The sequence below is a fragment of the Streptomyces sp. WAC07094 genome (assembly GCF_036320405.1).
GTDB classification, from domain to species: domain Bacteria; phylum Actinomycetota; class Actinomycetes; order Streptomycetales; family Streptomycetaceae; genus Streptomyces; species Streptomyces lannensis.
The window spans coordinates 905,777-925,004 of record NZ_JAVMJZ010000001.1; the positions used below are offsets into that span (position 1 = coordinate 905,777).

The window sequence follows — 19,228 nt, forward strand, 5'->3', positions numbered from 1 at the left end:
ATCTCATGCGTATCGGCATCCTGGGCCTCGGCCGCATCGGCGCCTTCCACGCGGCCACCCTCGCCGGACTCGACGCTGTGGAGTCACTGGTGGTCACCGACCCCGTGGCTGCGGCCACCGCCTCGGCTGCGGAGCGTTTCGGGGCGACGGTGGTCGACTCGCCCCAGGCACTGCTGGCCGCCGGGGTCGACGGTGTCGTGATCGCCGCCGCCACGGACGCGCACCCGTCCCTGATCCTCGCCGCGGTCGAGGCGGGCGTCCCCGTCTTCTGCGAGAAGCCGGTCGCGAAGACCGTCGAGGAGTCCCTGACCGTGCTGCGCGCGGTCAGGGACAGCGGCGTCGAGGTGCACATCGGCTACAACCGGCGCTTCGACGCGGGCTGTGTCGCGGCGCGCAAGGCGGTCCTCGCCGACGAACTCGGCAGACTGCACACCGTGCGCTCCACCACCTTGGACCCGGCGCCGCCGCCGGAGGCGTACATCGCCGTCTCCGGCGGCATCTTCCGCGACTGCTCCGTGCACGACTTCGACATCGTGCGCTGGGTGACCGGGCGGGAGGTCGCCGAGGTGTACGCGGCTGGCGGCAACCGCGGCGCCGCGTACATCGCGGCCGCCGGCGATGTCGACACCGCCTCGGCGATCCTGACCCTGGACGACGGCACCCTCGCCGTGGTCTCCAACTCCCGGCACAACGCGCGCGGTTACGACGTCCGCCTGGAACTGCACGGTATGAAGGACAGCATCGCCGTGGGCCTGGAGGACAAGCTGCCCTTGCGGTCCGTGGAACCCGGCGCGACCTTCCCGGCCGGTACCCCGCACCACTTCTTCATGGACCGCTTCGCGGACGCCTACCGTGCCGAACTCACCGCCTTCACGGAGGTCGTGGCGGGGCGCACCCCTTCGCCGTGTACCGTTGCCGACGCCATCGAGGCCAGCTGGATCGCCGAGGCCTGCGCGCTCTCGCTGGCGGAGCACCGCCCGGTGCGGATGGACGAGGTTCGGCACGGCATGGATGAGGTGGACGAGGGATGAGCGAGCCGCTGCGGATCGGGATCCTGGGCGCGGCCCGGATCAGTGAACGGGCTCTCGTCTCCCCGGCCCGCGAGGGTGGCCACCGTCTGGTGGCGGTCGCCGCCCGCGACCGGGACCGCGCGCGGGCCTTCGCCGACGCCCACGACGTGGAGCGGGTCGTGGACTCCTACGCCGATCTCGTCAGCGACCCGGAGGTCGAGGTCGTCTACAACCCGCTCCCCAACGGACTGCACGGCCCGTGGAACCTCGCGGCGCTGCGCGCGGGCAAGCATGTGCTGAGCGAGAAGCCGTCCGCGAGCAACGCCGAGGAGGCGGCCGAGGTCCGGGAGGCGGCCGCTAAGGCGGGCACCGTCTTCATGGAGGCCTTCCACTACCTCTTCCACCCGGTCAACCAGCGGTTGCACACACTGCTGGCCTCCGGTGAACTCGGTGAGCTGCGGCATGTGGAGACCGTCGTGGCGATGACTCCCCCGCCGGACGACGACGTGCGCTGGTCGCTGCCCCTGGCGGGCGGCGCCATGATGGACCTGGGTTGTTACGGACTGCACGCGCAGCGGATGTTCGCGCCGTGGGCGGGCGGGGCTCCCCGGCTCGTCTCCGCCCGTGGCGGGGACCGCAGCGGCGCTCCCGGGGTCGACGCATGGCTGGACGCGGACCTCGAGTTCCCCGGCGGCGTCACCGGTTCCGCGCGCTGTTCCATGGTGGAGGACGCCTGGCAGGCGACCTGCCGGGTGGTGGGCACCCGGGGTGAGGCGGTCGCCGTCGACTTCGTGCTGCCGCACCAGGACGACCGGGTCGTGGTGCGCACGGAGGCAGGCGAGCGCACGGAGGAACTGGGCCGCAGGTCCTCGTACGCCTACGAGATCGACGCCTTCGCCGCCCATGTACGGCACGGGGAGCCGCTGCCGATCGACGCGGAGGACGCGCTGGCGACGATGCGGCTCATCGACGAGTGCTACGGGAAGGCGGGATTCGCACCCCGGCCGCGCAGCTGACCGGCGTCACCTGCGCACCCTCAGCATCCCCAGGCCGATCCAGGAGATGATCTCGCGCTGGATCTCGTTGTTGCCACCGCCGAAGGTGAAGATCACGGCCGAACGGTAGCCGCGCTCCAGCTCGCCGTGGAGGAGCACGGCGCCCGCCGATCCCTCCTTCAGCCCTCCCGCGGCGGCCACGATCTCCATGAGCCAGGCGTAGGCGTCGCGGCGGGCCTCGGAGCCGTAGACCTTGACGGCCGAGGCGTCCTGCGGGGTGAGCGTGCCCTCCTGGACGGAGTTCACCATCCGCCAGTTGAGGAGCTTCAGCGCGTCCAGCTTCGTGTGCGTCCGGGCGAGGTGGCGCCTGACCCAGGACAGATCGATCACTCGGCGTCCGTCGGCGAGCTTGGTCTCCATGGCCCAGCGCTGCACGTCGTGCAGGGCGCGGATCGCCATGGTGCCGTGCGCGGCGAGGGTGACACGCTCGTGGTTGAGCTGGTTGGTGATCAGCCGCCAGCCCTCGTTCTCCTCGCCGACGCGGTGGGAGAGCGGGACCCGGACGTTCTCGTAGTAGCTCGCGGTGGTGTCGTGCGAGGCCAGCGTGCGGATGAGCGTGCAGGAGTAGCCGGGGGCGGAGGTCGGCACCAGGAGCATGGTGATGCCCTTGTGCAAAGGGGCACCGGGATCCGTACGCACGGCGAGCCACACCCAGTCGGCGGTGTCGCCGTTGGTGGTCCAGATCTTCTGCCCGTCCACGACGTAGTTCCCCTCGCCGTCGTGTACCGCGCGCGTCTTCAGGGACGCCAGGTCGGTGCCCGCGTCCGGCTCGCTGTAGCCGATCGCGAAGTCGATCTCACCGGAGAGGATCTTCGGCAGGAAGAACGTCTTCTGCTGTTCCGTGCCGAACCGCATGATCGTCGGCCCGACGGTGTTGAGGGCCATCAGCGGCAGCGGGACGCCCGCCTGGGCCGCCTCGTCGAAGAAGATGAACTGCTCCATCGGCGTCAGCCCGCGCCCGCCGTACTCCTCCGGCCAGCCCACGCCGAGCCAGCCGTCGGTGCCCAGGCGGCGGATGGTGTCGCGGTAGAAGCGCTTCTGGGTCGCGGGATCGGCGTAGCGGGCGTAGGCGTTGTCCGGTACCAGCCGGGCGAAGTAGCCGCGCAGTTCGGTGCGCAACCGCTGCTGCTCGGGCGTGTAGTCGAGATGCACGGCGCCTCCAGGTTCCCCAAGCCGGTCCTGACGGCGCACACCGTAGAACGTGTTTCAGAAATTGGGAATGGCGATGAACGGGGAGGACCGCCGGCCGTGCGCCGCGCGGTCGATGCAGGAGCCGTCGCCGGGATCCGTCAGCTCAGCGTCCGAAGGAAATCACTGCAGGCCCGGGCGCAGGCGCGGCAGGCACGGGCGGCCTCCGCGCCGCCGGGGTCCGTATCGAACACGTGCGCGCACTCCAGGCAGGCGAGGCGGCACCACTCCACCTGACCGCGGACGGCGTTCTCGTCCTGCCGTTCCTGCTCGGAGAGCACCCGGCAGGTGGCGTCGCACACCTCCGCGCACATGATGCCCTTGCGCCGCAGCAGTTCCTGGTCGTGGGTCCCGTCCGGTTCGGCGAGGCTCGCTCGCAGGGCGCACACCCGCGCGCACTGGGTGCACGACTGCGCGCATGCGAAGCGGTCCTCCAGGAAGCGGTAGACCTCCTGTTGGGATGTCGTCGTCACGGGGTGCGGGTAGCCGGGGCGGAGCATGTCAAACCCGGCGCGGCCGGGGAACGGCCGGACCCGAACGACCGCCCGACCGGCCCACGAGGCGGTCCCCACCCGCGGGCCGGGCGATCCGGTTCGACCGGCTCGGGGGGTACCCACGCCGGATGACTACTGCATCGCTCGAGATCGCCTCGGGCAGCGACCCACTGCTCCGGATCGGACCGTTCGTGGCGGGCGTGATCGTGGTGGCACTGCTGATCGGCGCCTTCTGGCCGGGTGCACGCATCCGCGGCCGCGAGCCGGACCCGCGCCGTCCCGTCCCGAGGAACAGCCGCGGTTCCCCGAGGGCGGCCCGGTCGCCACGGTCCTGGAGAACCGCGAACCCGAGGAGATCCCGAGGAACGGTCGCCGTCCGACCGCCCACCGGGTGAAGGCACACGGCAGTACCGGCTCGCGTCCGAGCCCCTCGGCACGGCGCCGTCGCCGGGACGGCTCGTTCGGCGGGAGCGGGACGGGCTGCGCCCGGCCGCCGTGAGGCCCTCGGCCGGGAGGCCGCACGGCTGCCGCACCTCCGGCGTGCCGGGAGCCGCACCCCGCACGGTCAGCGCTTTCCCGCGGCGCCCGTCAGCGCTTCCCCGTGCCCATCGTGTGCGAGGCGATCAGATCGGGCGTGAGATAGGCGTCGGTCCGCTCGAAGTCCTTGAGCGTGGCCGGACGCTCCGCCTGGAAGCCGGTCCGGACGAAGTCGTAGCCCGCCAGCGCGTTGAGCGTCCAGTTCGTCAGGGTGCGCAGGCGGGCGGGAGCCGTGCGCAGTGCCGCGAGATGGTAACCGCGTGCGACGGCCTGTGCGGGGACACCGGTGAGATCGACGCCGAGGGGCTTGGACACCGCATCCGCGCTCCCGAGGTCCACGACCAGCCCCAGATCCCGGTGCCGGTAGGGATTCAGCGGCATCCCGTGCAGCGCCGCCGCGACGTTCTTCGCGGCGATCCACCCCTGGCGCATGGCGTGCTGGGCCGTGGGCGGGCAGAGCGCACCGTGGTCCTTGGCGAGATCGGGCACGGCGGCGGCATCGCCCAGCGCGAACACCCCGTCGAGGCCGGGCACGCGCAGATCGGGCCGGACGACCAGCCGTCCCCGGTCGGTCTCCGCGTCGAGCGTGGCGATCAGCGGGCTGGGGGCGACCCCCGCCGTCCAGATGAGGGTGTGGCAGGGCAGCTCGCGGCCGTCGGTGAAGGTCACGGTGTTCTCCGTGGCTTTCGCGACCGAGACCCCCAGGGAGATGTTCAGGCCCCGCCGCCGCAGCACGGTGAGCGCCTTGGCACCGAGCCGGTCGCCCAGTTCGGGCATGAGCTTGGGCGCGATGTCGATCAGGTGCCATTTGATGAGCGAGGGGTCGAGGCCCGGGTAGCGCTTGACCGCGGCCGCGGTGAGGTGGTGCAGATAGGCGGCGGTCTCGGTACCGGCGTAGCCACCGCCGACCACCACGAACTGCAGTCGTGTCTCGCGCTCGGCACGGTCGGAACTGGCCGCCGCCAGGTCGAGCTGGGAGATGACGTGATCGCGCACCCAGGCCGCCTCGGCCAGCGTCTTCATGCCCACCGCGTGCCGGTCCACCCCCGGGATGTCGAACTGGCGGGTCACACTGCCCGGGGTCAGCACCAGATAGTCGTAGTGCTCGACGGTCATCTCGCCGTTGATCTTCCTGACCACCACGGCCTTGGCGCCGGGATCGACCCCGACGGCGCCGCCGGGCACGATGACCGTGCGGCGCAGCAGCCGGCGCAGCGAGACCGCGACCGACTGCGGGGTGAGGATCCCGGCGGCGACGTGCGGCAGCAGGGGCAGATAGAGCTGGTGGTCGTAGGGGGTGACGAGCCTCAGCGAAGCCTCGGCGGGCTTGAGGATGTGCTCCAGTTTGCGCGCGGTCTCCATCCCGGCGAATCCGCCACCGACGATCAGGATCCGGGGCACGGCCATGGCAGGTCCCTCCAGACGGAGACGTCGACGCCTGCCACGCTAGGGAACACGGCCCACGCCCGCATCCGCACCGGCCGGGGCGCGACCGCCGTCCGGGCCGCCCGCCGCGAGCGGACCCGCGGGCCACGGCCCGGCCCGACGGCGCACGGCCCGGACCGGACCGTGGTCGGCGATGCGGCCCGGTGCGCGGCGGGACGGCGTCGTCCGGGCCGAGCCGGTGCTGCGCGACCGCGGCGCTCCGGGACGCCGGGTCGTGCGCGCGGTGGCCGCGGGTGGCGTGGCCGCTACGGGCGCTGTCTTCGTACGCCTCCGGAATCCCGAACTCCGCCCGGAACGCCGCCGGTTCTTCCGGGGTGACGCCGAAGGAGCGGGTGCCGAGGCCCCCGTCGACCGCGGTGCCGCAGCGGACGCAGGGCGAACCCCCCGGCGTCGAAGTACCGGGCGCGTGTGACCAAGAACGTCCAGCCACGTGACCATCGCGCCGCGAGCGCCGATACTTCCAACAGTGCACTGTCGACACCGCCCATTCGTATGAAACGCCTGCCTGACGGCCTGTCGGTGGCGCCGGCCGCCGACCGGCGCCCAACCACCGCGGGCCGCTGCCCGCCGCCACGGACCGCCGAGACCGAAACCGCACCCACCATCGACTCCGACCGAGGAATCAGCAGGTCGGGGGCCACTGCCAGGCTCACCAGGAGGTACCCGTGAAGATGTTGATCAACGTCCCGGAAACGGTGGTCGCGGACGCGCTGCGGGGCATGGCGGCCGCGCATCCCGAGCTGATCGTCGACGTGGAGAACCGGGTGATCGTACGGCGCGACGCTCCGGTCCCCGGTCAGGTCGCCATCGTGTCGGGCGGCGGCTCCGGGCACGAGCCGCTGCACGGCGGCTTCGTCGGCCCGGGAATGCTGTCGGCGGCCTGTCCCGGCGAGGTGTTCACCTCCCCGGTGCCCGACCAGATGGTGCGCGCGGCGGCGGCCGTGGACAGTGGCGCGGGCGTGCTGCTGATCGTCAAGAACTACACCGGTGACGTGCTGAACTTCGACATGGCGGCCGAGCTCGCCGAGGACGAGGGCATCCAGGTGGCGAAGGTCCTGGTGAACGAGGACGTCGCCGTCACCGACAGCCTCTACACCGCGGGCCGGCGTGGCACCGGGGGCACTCTCTTCGTGGAGAAGATCGCGGGCGCGGCGGCGGACGAGGGGCAGCCCCTGGAGCGGGTGGAGGCCCTCGCTCGGCAGGTCAACGAGAGCTGCCGCAGCTTCGGTGTCGCCCTCAGCGCGGGCACCACCCCGGCGAAGGGCACCCCCACCTTCGATCTCCCGCCGGGTGAGCTGGAGTTGGGCATCGGCATCCACGGCGAGCCGGGGCGCGAGCGGCGGCCGATGATGACTTCCCGTGAGATCGCCGACTTCTCGGTGAACGCCGTCCTGGACGACCTCCAGCCGCGCAACCCCGTGCTGGTCCTGGTCAACGGGATGGGCGGGACGCCTCTTCTCGAGCTGTACGGGTACAACGCGGAGGTGCAGCGGGTACTCGCCGAGCGGGGTGTCCCCGTCGCCCGCACACTGGTCGGCAACTACGTCACCTCCCTGGACATGGCGGGCGCGTCGGTCAGTCTGTGCCAGGTCGACGAGGAGCTGCTGCGGCTGTGGGACGCTCCGGTCAGCACCGCGGCGCTGCGCTGGGGCAGGTGAGTGCGGTCAACGTCCCTACCATGCAAGGAGATCCAGTGCTCGACGCCGACTTCTTCCGCCGCTGGATGACGGCGGCCGCCGCATCCGTCGACCGCGAGGCGGAACGGCTCACCGCGCTCGACTCACCCATCGGCGACGCCGACCACGGCAGCAACCTGCAACGCGGGTTCCGCGTGGTCGCGGCCACATTGGAGAAGGAGTCGCCGGACTTCCCCGGCGAGATCCTCCAACTCGCGGGCCGGCAGCTCATCTCGACGGTCGGAGGCGCGTCCGGTCCGCTCTACGGAACTCTGCTGCGCCGCACCGGCAAGGCCCTCGGGGACGCTGCCGAGGTCAGCCGGGAGCAGTTGGCACAGGCGCTGCGAGCGGGTGTGGAGGCGCTCATGGCACTGGGCGGTGCGGCACCCGGCGACAAGACCATGGTCGACACGCTGGTGCCGGCGGTGGAGGCCCTCGGTACCTCGTTCGAGGCGGCGCGCGCCGCCGCCGAGGAGGGCGCGGTCGCGACGACACCGTTGCAGGCCCGCAAGGGCCGTGCCAGCTATCTGGGTGAGCGCAGCATCGGGCACCAGGACCCCGGTGCCACCTCGTCGGCCCTGCTGATCGCCGCACTCGTGGAGGCCGCAGGTGAGTGAGGCCCCCGCGAAGCTGGTGGGCATCGTGCTCGTCTCGCACAGTGCCGCCGTCGCCGAGTCGGTCGCCGACCTGGCCAGAGGGCTGACCGGCGGCGGCACGACGGCGCCGGTCGCCCCGGCGGGCGGTACGGCCGACGGTGGGCTCGGTACGAGCGCCGAGCTGGTGAGCGCGGCGGCGGCCGCGGTGGACCGGGGCGCGGGGGTCGCCGTCCTCATGGACCTGGGCAGCGCCGTCCTGACCGTGAAGGCGCTGCTCGCGGAGGGCGACGAACTCCCGGAGAACACCCGGCTGATCGACGCGCCCTTCGTCGAGGGCGCCGTCGCCGCCGTGGTCACTGCGTCTGCGGGCGCGGATCTGGCCGCGGTGGAGGCGGCGGCAACGGAGGCGTACACCTACCGCAAGGAGTGACGGCGCTCCGGGGAACAGCGGCCGCCCGGTACGGCTCGCTCGCCGGGCGGCCGAGCGGCCGGTGCGCCCATCGGGCCCGGCCGCTCGGCCGCATTCGCCGGCGCGGGATCTGCGACGACAGCGGTCCGCGCCGTCGGCCCGAACTGCCTTGGCAAGAAGGAGAGTTCACGCCGAGTCCGGCACCAGCATACGTAGTCGGGCGGTATGCCGGTCACCATCACCCTCCCTCTTGATGCGACCACGTCACCCATGGCATACAGGTACAGACCAATCCTGTCGAGGGGAGGCACCCCGTGCGACGCGCTCCCGTGCCGGTGATCTGCGGTTCGGTTCTGCTGCTGGCGTCCTGCGCCTGGGGCGGCGGACATGGCGACGGCGGAGGCGTTCCCCCGGCTCCCCTGGGTGTGACCGCGGTGGCGGGCAGCGCGACCAGCGTGCACGTGATGTGGAACCGGGCGGAGGGCGGCCCGGACGTCGCCTCCTACGAGGTGTACCGCGGCGGCGCCAAGGTGAAGGAGGTCCGGGCCGGCGAGCACATGGTGGACGTCGTCCGGCTCGCGCCCTCGACGTCGTACGTCTTCACGGTCCGGGCCCGGAGCACCGAGGGCGCGCTGGGTCCGGCGAGCCGGGAGGTCCGCGCCACCACTCCCGCCGCCGTCGCCGCCGACGACCGGGCCCCGTCCCGCCCGGGGCACCCGACCGGAAAGGCCGTGGGGAACCGGGCGGTACAACTGGCCTGGGCCCGCTCGACGGACGACCGGGGCGTGACGTCGTACGACATCTACCAGGGCGATTCGAAGATCCACAGTGTGAGCGGCGGGCAGACGGCGGCCGTGGTCACCGGTCTGCGCCCCGGAACCCGTTACTCGTTCACCGTCCGGGCCCGGGACGCCGCCGACAACCTCTCGGCGGCGAGCCCCGCGCTGGCGCTGACCACTCCGCATGGTTCCGGCGACGCGCAGGGGACCGCGCCGACCCGGTTCCGGGCCACCACCCACCGGGCCGACGGGGCGTACTACCTGGATCTCGCATGGGTCGCGCCGGACGTGGACGGTGTCGTCACCGAGTACCGGATACACCTCGACGGGCAACCCGCCACCTCGCTCGTCTGGGGCGGCACGATCCCGCGTTCGACCGCCACCTACAGCTTCTACGTGGGCCGGGACTCCGGGGTCACCCACCGGGTGCGGATCCAGGCGAAGTTGCCGGACGGAACCTGGGGCGGTCTCTCGGCGGAACGGACCGTGACGACGGGCCGTTGAGTCCCCGCGCCGGCTCAGCCGCTCCCGGGCTGCCCTTCCCGGGCGGGCAGCGTGCCGAACTCCTCGAGCGCTTGGGTCAGCCAGTGGATCCAGAACGTCTCCAGGTCGATGCCCGCCCGCAGCACAAGGTACTGAAGACGGTCCTGCACCGAGTCCTTGCCGGCCCCGAAGTCCCGCTCCTCGATCTCCCGGTATTCGGCCAACTGCTGCTGGTGCAGGGCGAGATGGCGGCGCAGATCCGCCTCGATACCCTCGGTGCCGACGACGGCGGCGGCCCGCAGCCGCAGCAGCAGCACGTCGCGCTGGGGCTTGGGGTCCTGCGACGCCGCGGTCCAGCGGGCGAGCTCGGCGCGGCCCGCGGGCAGGACCTCGTAGGACTTCTTCTGCCCACGGGCCGGCTGCTCGGCGGGCAGCGCGCGAATGAGGCCCTCGCCCTCCAGCCGTCCCAGTTCACGGTAGATCTGCTGGTGGGTGGCCGACCAGAAGTAGCCGATCGACCGATCGAAGCGCCGGGTCAGTTCGAGTCCCGACGACGGCTTCTCCAGCAGTGCGGTCAGGATCGCGTGCGGGAGTGACATGGGCCCATCCTAAGGACGGCGTTCGGGGCCTAGAGCGCCGCGGCCAGCTCGGTGCCCTGCCTGATCGCACGCTTGGCGTCCAGCTCGGCCGCCACGTCGGCCCCGCCGATCAGGTGCGGCGTCCGGCCCGCGGCCACCAGTTCCTCGTACAGGTCCCGGCGCGGCTCCTGTCCGGTGCACAGGACGATCGTGTCGACCTCCAGGAGCCGGCTCTCGCCGTCCACCGTGAGATGCAGCCCGGCGTCGTCGATCCGGTCGTAGGTCACGCCCGGCACCATCGTCACGCCGCGGTGCTTCAGCTCCGTGCGGTGGATCCAGCCGGTGGTCCTGCCGAGTCCCGCGCCGACCTTCGAGGTCTTGCGCTGCAGGAGGTGGACGGTGCGCGGCGGGGCGGGACGCTCGGGTGCGGTCAGGCCACCGGGGGCGCGGTAGTCCATGTCGACGCCCCAGTGCCGGAAGTACGTCGCCGGGTCCTCGCTCGCCTTGTCACCGCCGTCGGTGAGGTATTCGGCCACGTCGAAGCCGATGCCGCCAGCCCCGAGGACGGCGACCCGATCACCGACGCGGGCGCCGTCGCGCAGCACGTCGAGGTAGCCGAGCACCCTGGGATGGTCGATGCCGGGAATCTCGGGGGTGCGCGGGACGACACCGGTCGCGACGACGACCTCGTCGTGGTCGGCGAGGTCGCCCGCGGCGACACGGGTGTTCAGCCGGACGTCCACGCCATGCTGTCGGAGCTGGGTGCGGAAGTAGCGGATCGTCTCGTCGAACTCCTGCTTGCCCGGGACCTTGCGGGCGATGTTCAGCTGACCGCCGATGTCGTCGGCCGCGTCGTAGAGCGTGACGTCGTGCCCCCGCTCGGCGGCCGAGACGGCACAGGCGAGTCCGGCGGGGCCCGCGCCGACGACCGCGACCTTCTTGCGCAGCCGCGTCGGGGAGAGGACCAGTTCGGTCTCGTGGCAGGCCCGCGGGTTGACCAGGCAGGAGGTGATCTGCCCGCTGAAGGTGTGGTCGAGACAGGCCTGGTTGCAGCCGATGCAGGTGTTGATCGTCTCGGGGCGCCCGGCCTCGGCCTTGGCGACGAACTCCGGGTCGGCCAGCATCGGGCGGGCCAGGGACACCATGTCGGCGTGGCCCTCGGCGAGCAACTGTTCCGCCAGCTCGGGGGTGTTGATGCGGTTGGTCGTCACGAGCGGGACGGAGACGGCGCCCATGACCTTCTTGGTCACCCAGGTGTAGGCGCCGCGCGGCACCGAGGTCGCGATCGTCGGGATGCGCGCCTCGTGCCAGCCGATGCCGGTGTTGATGATGGTCGCCCCCGCGGCCTCCACCGCCTTGGCGAGCGTGACGACCTCGTCGAGCGTCGACCCGCCGGGCACGAGGTCCAGCATGGACAGCCGGTAGACGATGATGAAGTCCTCGCCGACCGCAGCCCGGACCCGTCGCACGATCTCGACCGGGAAGCGCATCCGGTTCTCGTACGAACCGCCCCAGCCGTCCTCGCGCCGGTTGGTGTGGGCCGCGATGAACTCGTTGATGAGGTAGCCCTCGGAGCCCATGATCTCGACACCGTCGTACCCGGCCCGGCGGGCCAGGCGGGCGGCCCGCGCATAGTCCTCGATCGTCTGCTCCACCTCGGCCCCGGTCAGCGCGTGCGGCACGAACGGGCTGATCGGGGCCTGGAGCGCGCTGGGCGCCACGAGGTCCCGGTGGTAGGCGTACCGGCCGAAGTGCAGGAGCTGCATCGCGATCCGGCCGCCCTCGCGGTGCACGGCCTCGGTGACGACGGAGTGCTGCTCGGCCTCCGCTTCGGTGGTGAGCTTGGCGCCGCCCTCGTAGGGACGTCCGGCCTCGTTGGGGGCGATGCCTCCGGTGACGATGAGCCCCACCCCTCCGCGGGCCCGGGCGGCGTAGAACGCGGCCATGCGCTCGAAGCCGCGCTCGGCCTCCTCGAGGCCCACGTGCATCGAGCCCATGAGCACACGGTTGGGCAGCGTGGTGAAGCCCAGGTCGAGCGGGGTCAGCAGATGCGGGTAGCGGCTCATCGGGGCCCTCCGTACGGCGTGTCGTGAATCCGTTGTAAACGACCGCGCCCCGGTTTTGCAACTAGTTGCACAACCCTGGGGGTGTGACCTTCACCGGTCCGGCCGGGCACCCGTGCTACCGGCGGGTGCCGATCAGCACGTTGGCGCCCAGCTCCGCCGAGACGGCCAGCCGGACGTCCAGACCGCCGCGCGTGAACGCCTCGCGGGCACCGGGCACTTGGCGTTCGCTCGTCTCCACCAGGACAAGCCCGCCGGGGGCCAGCCATCGCCACGCCTCGGCGGTGACCCGGCGCAGGACGTCCAGACCGTCGATGCCGCCGTCGAGGGCGGCCAGGGGCTCGTGGTCGCGGGCCTCGGACGGCAGCAGGGGGACCTCGTCCGTGGGCACATAGGGGACGTTGGCCGCCAGGATGTCGACACGGCCGCGCAGTTCCTCGGGAAGGGCGGCGAACAGGTCGCCCTGGTGCACCCGGCCGCCGTACGCGGCGACGTTGTGGCGGGCGCAGCGCACCGCGGCCGTATCGATGTCGGCGGCGTGCAGTTCGGGTCCGTCGAGCGCCGCGGCGAGGGCGGCGCCCACCGCGCCCGAGCCGCAGCACAGATCCACGACGACGCGGGCGTGCCGCCCGAGGGCCACCGCCCGGGAGACGAGGAACTCGGTGCGCCTGCGGGGCACGAAGACCCCGGGTTCCACGATGACGCGCAGACCGTGGAAGTCGGCCCAGCCCAGGACCTGTTCGAGGGGCAGCCCCTCGACGCGCCGCTCGACCATGGCGGCGGCCTCGTCGGGCGTACGGGCGGTGGACAGGATCAGCTGCGCCTCGTCCTCGGCGAAGACACAGCCGGCGGTACGCAGCGCGGAGACGACGTCGGAGAGTGAAAGCGGTGGCATGGGGCCGAGAAGCCTTCCGGTTGACCGAAGGGCGCCCTCGTGTGATCTACCGGCGCCGATCCACGCCGTCGTGAGGGGAGAGCACCCGAGCTGACACAGCGGTAATGGGGCTCACCTCCCTCGGTACGCACGGCCGGGGCGATCCACGGCCGGAGCGCTCACCCTAGCAGGAGGTCCGCGCGCCGAAGACCTCGCCGTGAGAGCCGGCTCCCTCGGCCGCACCTTCAAGTTGTACAGTGCAACCATACATGCGAGGAGGGAGTGCCGTGACGACAGCCGAGAGGTCCGCCGGGACCACCGCGGAGCACGCCCCCGCCGCCCGGGCGGCGGTCGAGACCATCAATCGCGAGTTGACCGCGTTCGCCCGCCGCGCCCGCGCCACGGCCGGGCGGATGCATCCGCAGCTGTCGCTCGTCTCGTACACCCTGCTCGGACATCTGGAGCAGAGCGGCGGCTGCAGCGCGACCGACCTGGCCTCCCACTACGGGCTGGACAAGTCCACGGTGAGCCGGCAGGTGGCGGCGCTGGAGCGGGCGGGGCTGATCGGACGGCGGCTCGACACGGACGACCACCGGGTGCAGGTGCTGTATCCGACCCAGGCGGGCAGCGAGATCCTCGCCACGGTCGACGAGAGCCGGCGCAAGGCGTTCCAGGAGCGGCTGGCGGGCTGGTCGGAGGCCGACCTGGAACGCTTCGCGGCGTATCTGCTGCGGTACAACGCGGCGGCCGCGACTCCGCTCACGCCGGCCACCGGCTGACGACCGGCCGGCGCACCGTCAGATCCCGACGGTCTGCTCGTCCCCCGCACGCTGCGGAACCCGCGCCGCGAGGAACCTCGTGGTGCGGCGCAGCCGGAAGCCGAGGGACTCGTAGAGCCGGATGGCGTTGGTGTTCTCCGCAGCGGTGTGCAGGAACGGGGTCTCGCCCCGTTCGCGGATGCCGTGCGCGACCGCCAGGATCAGCCGGGTGGCGAGGCCCTGGCCGCGGAAGGCGGGATCGGTGCACACGGCGCTGATCTCGGTCCAGCCCGGCGGGTGCAGCCGCTCGCCCGCCATGGCGATCAGCGCGCCGTCCCGGCGGATACCCAGGTAGGTCCCCAGCTCGATGGTGCGCGGCAGGAACGGTCCGGGCCGGGTGCGCTCGACCAGGTCCAGCATCTCCGGCACGTCGGCGTGGGTGAGCCGTACGGCCTCGGCGTCGGGCACGGCGGCCAGGCCGTCGTCGACGAGTTGCACCCCGTCCAGGGCGAAGGTGACCTCCCACCCCTCGGGGACCCGACCACCGAAGCCGGGGATCGGGGCCTCGGCTCCCGGACCGGCGAGCGCCGCGAGGTCGGCCCAGTCGTCGGCGCCGGGCTCGTCGGGCAGTCCCACCCACGGCGACACGTCCAGGGGGTAGCGCAGAACGCGGCCCCGGCGCTCGGCGAAGTGGGCATGCGGTCCGGTCAGCGAGGTGAGTGCGGGGTTGTCGAGGACGTGCCGCCCGGTGCTCATGCGCCCACCTCGATCACGATCTTGCCCCGGGCGTGGCCGCCCTCGACCGCGCGGAGGGCGGCCCCGGCCCGTTCGAGCGGGAAGGTCTCGGTCACGCGGGGATCGAGGTCTCCGCGCTCCACCAGGCGGGCGACCTCGTCGAGCACCGCGGCCGTACGGGCGCGGACCACGCGTGACCCGCCGAGCCGCTCGACGTCCTGGGGCGACGCTCCGGCGCTGATCAGCTTCGAGCGGTCGGCGAGCAGGGTCGCCGCCTCGGTCAGCACGTCGCCGCCGACGAGGTCGTAGACGCCGTCGATGCCGCCCGGCGCGGCCGCCCTCACCCTGGCGGCCAGGTCCGGTCCCGACGGGACGTGCACGGCGCCGAGGCCCTCGACGAAGTCCTTCTTGCCCTCACCGGCAGTTCCGACGACGCTCAGGCCGAAGGCGCGCGCGAGCTGCACCGCGGCGACACCGACTCCCCCGCCCGCGCCGGTGATCAGCACGGTCGCGCTCGCGGGCAGATCCAGGCCGCGGATCCCGTCGTAGGCCGTGGCGGCCGCGACGGGCAGCACGGCCGCGTCCGTGAAGGACAGGCCGTCCGGCACCTGCGCGGTCACCGACGCGGGCAGCACGGCGTACTCGGCGTAGCCGCCGGCCACGGTGTTGCCGAAGACGGCGTCCCCGATCGCGAAGCCGGTCACGCCCTCGCCGACCTCCTCCACCACGCCCGCGGCCTCGCTGCCGAACACGACGGGGAACTCGGGCGTGCCCGTATCGCCGGGACGCCGGAAGCCCGAGCGCAGCTTCCAGTCGATCGGGTTGACACCCGCCGCACGCACGGCGACCAGAAGCTCCCCGCGGCCCGAGGCCGGTCGGTCCACGTCGATGAACGCCTCGGTCCCGGGGCCGCCGTACCGCGTGTACGCGTACGCCTTGGGCATGTCCCGCCTCACTCTCCCTCGCTGCTCGCCGGACCCACCGCCGCTGACGCCACCGGTTCCGGCCACTACACCGCAAGGAAGATCACCCGCCTGCTATTCCCGGGCGGGCGCGGAGTTCATGCACTCGCAATGATCGCGTCCGGTGGGTGGCGGGGGCGCACCGGCGAGCGCGTACCGTTGTATGCGTACGCATCGATCACGCACGAACCGGCCGTGCCGTACCGGCGGCCTGGAGGCACCACCCCCATGAACGTCACCCGAGACTTCACCGGGCGCCCGCGGGTCCCCGATCCCGGGCTGCCACCCGGCCAGTACGACGCGCGCGACGACTGGCCCGTCCTGTCCGCCGAGGTGACGCCGGACCTGGACGCCGCCGACTGGACCCTGCGGATCGACGGTCTGGTGGCCGAGCCCCGCACCTGGAACCGGGAGGAGGCGCGTGCCCTGCCCGCGTCGGCCTACGAGGGCGACATCCACTGCGTGACCGGCTGGTCGAAGTTCGGGACACGGTTCCGCGGGGTCTCCCTGGACGTGTTCCTGGACCTCGTCGGACCCGGGGCCGACGCCACACACGCCGTCGCGTACTCCCACACCGGCTACACCAGCAGCCTGCCACTGGCCGATCTGCGCGGCGGACGCGCCTGGATCGCCTTCGAGTACGAGGGCCGTCCGCTGCCCGCCGAGCACGGTGGTCCCGCCCGGCTCCTCGTGCCCCACCTGTACTTCTGGAAGAGCGCCAAATGGATCGCCGGCCTCAGGATCCTCGACCACGACGAGCCGGGTTTCTGGGAGCAGAACGGCTACCACGCACGGGGCAACCCCTGGCAGGAGCAGCGGTACTCCGGTGACTGAGACGACCCTGGTCCCCGGGCCGTTCGTGCCGCCCACGCGCTTCGCCGTACCCGGTCGGATCGCCGTGGGCGGCGACGCGGCGTCCGCGTGGCGGACGGCGACGCTGACCGCGATCCGCCGGGAGACCCCGCACGCGGCCACCTTCCGCTTCGCGGTTCCCGGGTGGGCGGGGCATCTGCCGGGACAGCATCTGCTGCTGCGGCTGACCGCCCGGGACGGCTATGTGGCGCAGCGCCACTATTCGATCGCGTCACCGCCAGGCGACGCCGGGCACATCGAACTCACCCTGGACCGTGTCGAGGGCGGTGAGGTCTCCGGCTGGTTCCACACGGTGGCGAGGCCGGGAGACACCGTCGAGGTGCGGGGCCCGCTGAGCGGCTTCTTCGCCTGGCCCGGCGACCGGCCCGCACTGCTGGTCGGCGCGGGCTCCGGAGTCGTCCCGCTGATGTCGATGGTGCGCCACCACCGGTCGCGCGGTCTTCGGGTGCCCCTGCGGCTTCTCGTCTCGGCGCGGGGGCCGCGGGAGTTGATCTACGCGGACGAGTACGGGGCCGAGACCACGCCCGTCTTCACCCGCGGCGCCCCCGCGGGGGTGCCCGTGGGCCGCATGTCGGCCGCCCATGTTGCGCCGCTGGTCGCCGACGCGCCGCCCGGCGGGTGGGAGGCCTATGTGTGCGGCTCGAACGGCTTCGCGGAGCACGCTTCCCGGCTGCTCGTCGAAGCGGGGCAGCCGGTGGACCGCATCCGCGTCGAACGCTTCGGCTGACCCCCGGTCCCGGGTTTCGGGGCCGGATGGCCGGGAACGTCGCCCGAGAGGAGAATCGGGGTAAAAAGCCGTTTCATGGCGGAAGCGTCGCGCTCCTTGTTGGCACACGGCCATGAGTACTCGCCGCCCGGTTCTGTGCGGGTGGCGGGCTGGTGCGCCGACAGGGGTGGTGCGGTGCACGGCCGAGGGGGTCCTTCTCGTGGCCGGGAAGGCGCGCGGATTCCACACCTGTCCCGCGCGGCGGAGGTCTCGGCCCGTCCACGAGCGGGACGTGGCGGCAAGGAGGTCGAGATGCGAACCCGGGTGCGCGGCTGGCGTTGGCGGCGCAATCCGCTGCGCCGCAGGTCGGATGTGATCGAGGCGTGGACTGCCGCGCTCCTCACCGTTCTGCTGTGCTTCGGCGCCCCGCTCGCCGGTGCGGCCGCGGGTCTGTGGGCCTACGGCACCGCGCACACGACTCAGCTGACCCAGCGTGCCGAGCGCCATCAGGTGTCCGCGGTACTCCTCGAGGACGCCCCGTCCGAGGTGCCTTCGGCGCAGGGCGGCAAGCAGCCCCAGTACCGGGTGAAGGTGCGCTGGACCGAACCCGACAAGGGCACACGGACCGCGGTCGCGCCGGTCCCGGCGGGCTCGCTGCGCGGCGATCGGGCGGATGTGTGGCTGGACGCGAGGGACCGGAGCGTCGCCGCCCCGCCGAGCGACACCGCGGTGTGGCAGCACGCCGTGACGACGGGGGTGTGGTCCGGGGCCGGAGCGGCCGGGGCGGTACTGCTGGCCCGTGCCGTGATCCGCCGGGTCGCCCAGCGGCACCGCATGGCGGAATGGGAGGCCGAGTGGGCCCGTACGGGTCCGGAGTGGGGGCGGCGCACGGCGTGACGGGAGTGCCCTCCCGTGCGGCGGGGGCAGACGCCGGAGGGGTCTGGCGGGCCCGGAACGGCCACCGTACGGTGTGATCATCCGTATGCCCGACGCCAGGAGATCCTTCATGGCCTTGTTCGACCTGCCGATCGACGAACTCCGCACGTACCGCAGCGCCTCCGTCGAGCCGTCGGACTTCGACGCGTTCTGGGCGAAGACGCTGCAGGAGACCCGTGAGCACGACCTCGACGCCCGCTTCGAACCGGTCGACACGGGTCTGCGGACGGTCCAGGTCCATGACGTGACGTTCGCCGGGTTCGGCGGCCATCCCGTCAAGGGCTGGCTCACCGTGCCGTCGTCCGTGGACGGACCGCTGCCCACGGTCGTGGAGTACATCGGCTACGGCGGCGGACGCGCCCTTCCGCACACGCACCTGCTGTGGGCGTCGGCGGGCTTCGCGCACTTCGTCATGGACACCCGCGGCCAGGGCAGCGCGTGGGGCGGCGGCGAGACCCCGGACCCGGTGGGCAGTGCTCCCGCGTTCCCCGGGTTCATGACGCGCGGGGTCGACGACCCCGAGACGTACTACTACCGGCGGCTGTTCACGGACGGGGTCCGGGCCGTCGAGGCGGCCCGCTCGCATCCGCTGACCGACGCCTCCCGCACGGCGGCCATCGGCACCAGCCAGGGCGGCGGCATCACGATCGCGGTCGGTGGCCTCGTACCGGATCTGGTGGCGGTGGCGCCGGACGTGCCGTTCCTGTGTGACTTCCCGCGCGCCACGACGCTCACGGACCGCAACCCCTACCGGGAGATCGGCAACTACCTCCAGACGCATCGCGGCCGTACCGAGCGGGTCATGCGCACGCTGTCGTACTTCGACGGCGTGCACTTCGCCGCGCGGGGCCGGGCCCCCGCGCTGTTCTCGGCCGCGCTGGAGGACCGGACATGCCCCCCGTCCACGGTGTTCGCCGCGTTCAACGCCTGGGCGCACGACGACAAGAAGATCGAGGTGTACGACTTCAACGACCATGAGGGCGGCGGTCCGTACCAGGAAGCGGTCAAGCTGCGCTGGCTGCCGGCCCGTCTCTGACGAGCCGTGGGCAACGGCGGGCACCGGGCCGCTC

The 19,228-nt window shown here is 72.5% G+C and carries 20 protein-coding genes and 1 pseudogene; 13 read left to right on the forward strand and 8 right to left on the reverse strand.

What is annotated here, in order from left to right:
- Positions 1–5: 5 nt before the first annotated feature.
- Together RCR19_RS04020 and RCR19_RS04025 are read left to right on the forward strand one after the other, a co-directional pair.
- Complete coding sequence (locus tag RCR19_RS04020; RefSeq protein WP_220290554.1) at positions 6–1,031, forward strand: Gfo/Idh/MocA family oxidoreductase; 1,026 nt, start codon at positions 6–8, stop codon at positions 1,029–1,031.
- On the forward strand, positions 1,028–2,026 hold the full coding sequence (locus RCR19_RS04025) for a Gfo/Idh/MocA family oxidoreductase (RefSeq protein ID WP_331263795.1): 999 nt from the start codon (positions 1,028–1,030) through the stop codon (positions 2,024–2,026). The genes RCR19_RS04020 and RCR19_RS04025 overlap by 4 nt, the downstream gene beginning before the upstream one ends.
- Positions 2,027–2,032: 6 nt before the next feature.
- Here RCR19_RS04025 and RCR19_RS04030 read toward each other — a convergent pair whose 3' ends face one another.
- Together RCR19_RS04030 and RCR19_RS04035 are read right to left on the reverse strand one after the other, a co-directional pair.
- Entirely contained in the window at positions 2,033–3,217 is a 1,185-nt protein-coding gene (locus tag RCR19_RS04030) for an acyl-CoA dehydrogenase family protein (protein ID WP_331263796.1), read from the reverse strand.
- Between the two features lie 137 nt (positions 3,218–3,354).
- A complete protein-coding gene (locus RCR19_RS04035; protein WP_331263797.1) occupies positions 3,355–3,726 on the reverse strand; it encodes a ferredoxin in 372 nt (123 codons plus the stop codon).
- A gap of 149 nt (positions 3,727–3,875) precedes the next feature.
- Between RCR19_RS04035 and RCR19_RS04040 the strand changes: the two are divergent.
- Positions 3,876–3,953 (forward strand): annotated as a pseudogene (locus tag RCR19_RS04040) (hypothetical protein); the annotation flags it as partial.
- A 26-nt stretch (positions 3,954–3,979) separates the two neighbouring features.
- The gene (locus tag RCR19_RS04045; protein WP_331269340.1) at positions 3,980–4,246 is read left to right on the forward strand and encodes a DUF6479 family protein; all 267 of its coding nucleotides are present in this window, start codon (positions 3,980–3,982) and stop codon (positions 4,244–4,246) included.
- An 89-nt stretch (positions 4,247–4,335) separates the two neighbouring features.
- Here RCR19_RS04045 and RCR19_RS04050 read toward each other — a convergent pair whose 3' ends face one another.
- The gene (locus RCR19_RS04050; protein WP_331263798.1) at positions 4,336–5,691 is read right to left on the reverse strand and encodes an NAD(P)/FAD-dependent oxidoreductase; all 1,356 of its coding nucleotides are present in this window, start codon (positions 5,689–5,691) and stop codon (positions 4,336–4,338) included.
- A gap of 704 nt (positions 5,692–6,395) precedes the next feature.
- On the opposite strand from RCR19_RS04050, the gene dhaK reads away from it, so the two are divergent.
- The 4 genes from dhaK (at position 6,396) to RCR19_RS04070 (ending at position 9,694) form a co-directional block, all read left to right on the forward strand.
- Positions 6,396–7,388: a dihydroxyacetone kinase subunit DhaK gene (gene dhaK, locus RCR19_RS04055; protein ID WP_331263799.1), complete on the forward strand. Its 993-nt coding sequence runs from the start codon at positions 6,396–6,398 to the stop codon at positions 7,386–7,388.
- A gap of 35 nt (positions 7,389–7,423) precedes the next feature.
- Positions 7,424–8,023, forward strand: coding sequence for a dihydroxyacetone kinase subunit DhaL (gene dhaL / locus RCR19_RS04060; protein ID WP_331269341.1), 600 nt, complete (start codon positions 7,424–7,426; stop codon positions 8,021–8,023).
- The gene (locus RCR19_RS04065; RefSeq protein WP_059127925.1) at positions 8,016–8,432 is read left to right on the forward strand and encodes a PTS fructose transporter subunit IIA; all 417 of its coding nucleotides are present in this window, start codon (positions 8,016–8,018) and stop codon (positions 8,430–8,432) included. Before dhaL ends, RCR19_RS04065 begins: the two co-directional genes overlap by 8 nt.
- 293 nt (positions 8,433–8,725) lie before the next feature.
- Positions 8,726–9,694 carry a fibronectin type III domain-containing protein gene (locus RCR19_RS04070; protein WP_331263800.1) on the forward strand — a complete coding sequence of 323 codons (969 nt, stop codon included), beginning with the start codon at positions 8,726–8,728 and terminating at the stop codon, positions 9,692–9,694.
- Positions 9,695–9,708: 14 nt separating this feature from the next.
- Here RCR19_RS04070 and RCR19_RS04075 read toward each other — a convergent pair whose 3' ends face one another.
- From RCR19_RS04075 to RCR19_RS04085, 3 genes are all read right to left on the reverse strand, one after another.
- The gene (locus RCR19_RS04075) at positions 9,709–10,272 is read right to left on the reverse strand and encodes a PadR family transcriptional regulator (protein WP_331263801.1); all 564 of its coding nucleotides are present in this window, start codon (positions 10,270–10,272) and stop codon (positions 9,709–9,711) included.
- A gap of 29 nt (positions 10,273–10,301) precedes the next feature.
- Complete coding sequence (locus RCR19_RS04080) at positions 10,302–12,317, reverse strand: NADPH-dependent 2,4-dienoyl-CoA reductase (protein ID WP_331263802.1); 2,016 nt, start codon at positions 12,315–12,317, stop codon at positions 10,302–10,304.
- Between the two features lie 115 nt (positions 12,318–12,432).
- Positions 12,433–13,209 carry a putative protein N(5)-glutamine methyltransferase gene (locus tag RCR19_RS04085; protein WP_331263803.1) on the reverse strand — a complete coding sequence of 259 codons (777 nt, stop codon included), beginning with the start codon at positions 13,207–13,209 and terminating at the stop codon, positions 12,433–12,435.
- 266 nt (positions 13,210–13,475) lie between these two features.
- Here RCR19_RS04085 and RCR19_RS04090 point away from each other — a divergent pair, with 266 nt between their 5' ends.
- Entirely contained in the window at positions 13,476–13,967 is a 492-nt protein-coding gene (locus RCR19_RS04090; protein ID WP_331263804.1) for a MarR family winged helix-turn-helix transcriptional regulator, read from the forward strand.
- Positions 13,968–13,985: 18 nt separating this feature from the next.
- Here RCR19_RS04090 and RCR19_RS04095 read toward each other — a convergent pair whose 3' ends face one another.
- Together RCR19_RS04095 and RCR19_RS04100 are read right to left on the reverse strand one after the other, a co-directional pair.
- Complete coding sequence (locus RCR19_RS04095) at positions 13,986–14,702, reverse strand: GNAT family N-acetyltransferase (protein ID WP_331263805.1); 717 nt, start codon at positions 14,700–14,702, stop codon at positions 13,986–13,988.
- Positions 14,699–15,625: an NADP-dependent oxidoreductase gene (locus tag RCR19_RS04100; protein ID WP_331263806.1), complete on the reverse strand. Its 927-nt coding sequence runs from the start codon at positions 15,623–15,625 to the stop codon at positions 14,699–14,701. The genes RCR19_RS04095 and RCR19_RS04100 overlap by 4 nt, the downstream gene beginning before the upstream one ends.
- Positions 15,626–15,871: 246 nt before the next feature.
- On the opposite strand from RCR19_RS04100, the gene RCR19_RS04105 reads away from it, so the two are divergent.
- The 4 genes from RCR19_RS04105 to RCR19_RS04120 all read left to right on the forward strand — a co-directional run bounded on the left by RCR19_RS04105 (position 15,872) and on the right by RCR19_RS04120 (position 19,194).
- The gene (locus RCR19_RS04105; RefSeq protein ID WP_331263807.1) at positions 15,872–16,477 is read left to right on the forward strand and encodes a sulfite oxidase-like oxidoreductase; all 606 of its coding nucleotides are present in this window, start codon (positions 15,872–15,874) and stop codon (positions 16,475–16,477) included.
- The gene (locus tag RCR19_RS04110; RefSeq protein WP_331263808.1) at positions 16,470–17,243 is read left to right on the forward strand and encodes a ferredoxin reductase; all 774 of its coding nucleotides are present in this window, start codon (positions 16,470–16,472) and stop codon (positions 17,241–17,243) included. Before RCR19_RS04105 ends, RCR19_RS04110 begins: the two co-directional genes overlap by 8 nt.
- Before the next feature lie 291 nt (positions 17,244–17,534).
- A complete protein-coding gene (locus RCR19_RS04115; protein ID WP_331263809.1) occupies positions 17,535–18,119 on the forward strand; it encodes a hypothetical protein in 585 nt (194 codons plus the stop codon).
- Positions 18,120–18,228: 109 nt separating this feature from the next.
- Positions 18,229–19,194 carry an acetylxylan esterase gene (locus RCR19_RS04120; RefSeq protein ID WP_331263810.1) on the forward strand — a complete coding sequence of 322 codons (966 nt, stop codon included), beginning with the start codon at positions 18,229–18,231 and terminating at the stop codon, positions 19,192–19,194.
- Positions 19,195–19,228: the final 34 nt, after the last annotated feature.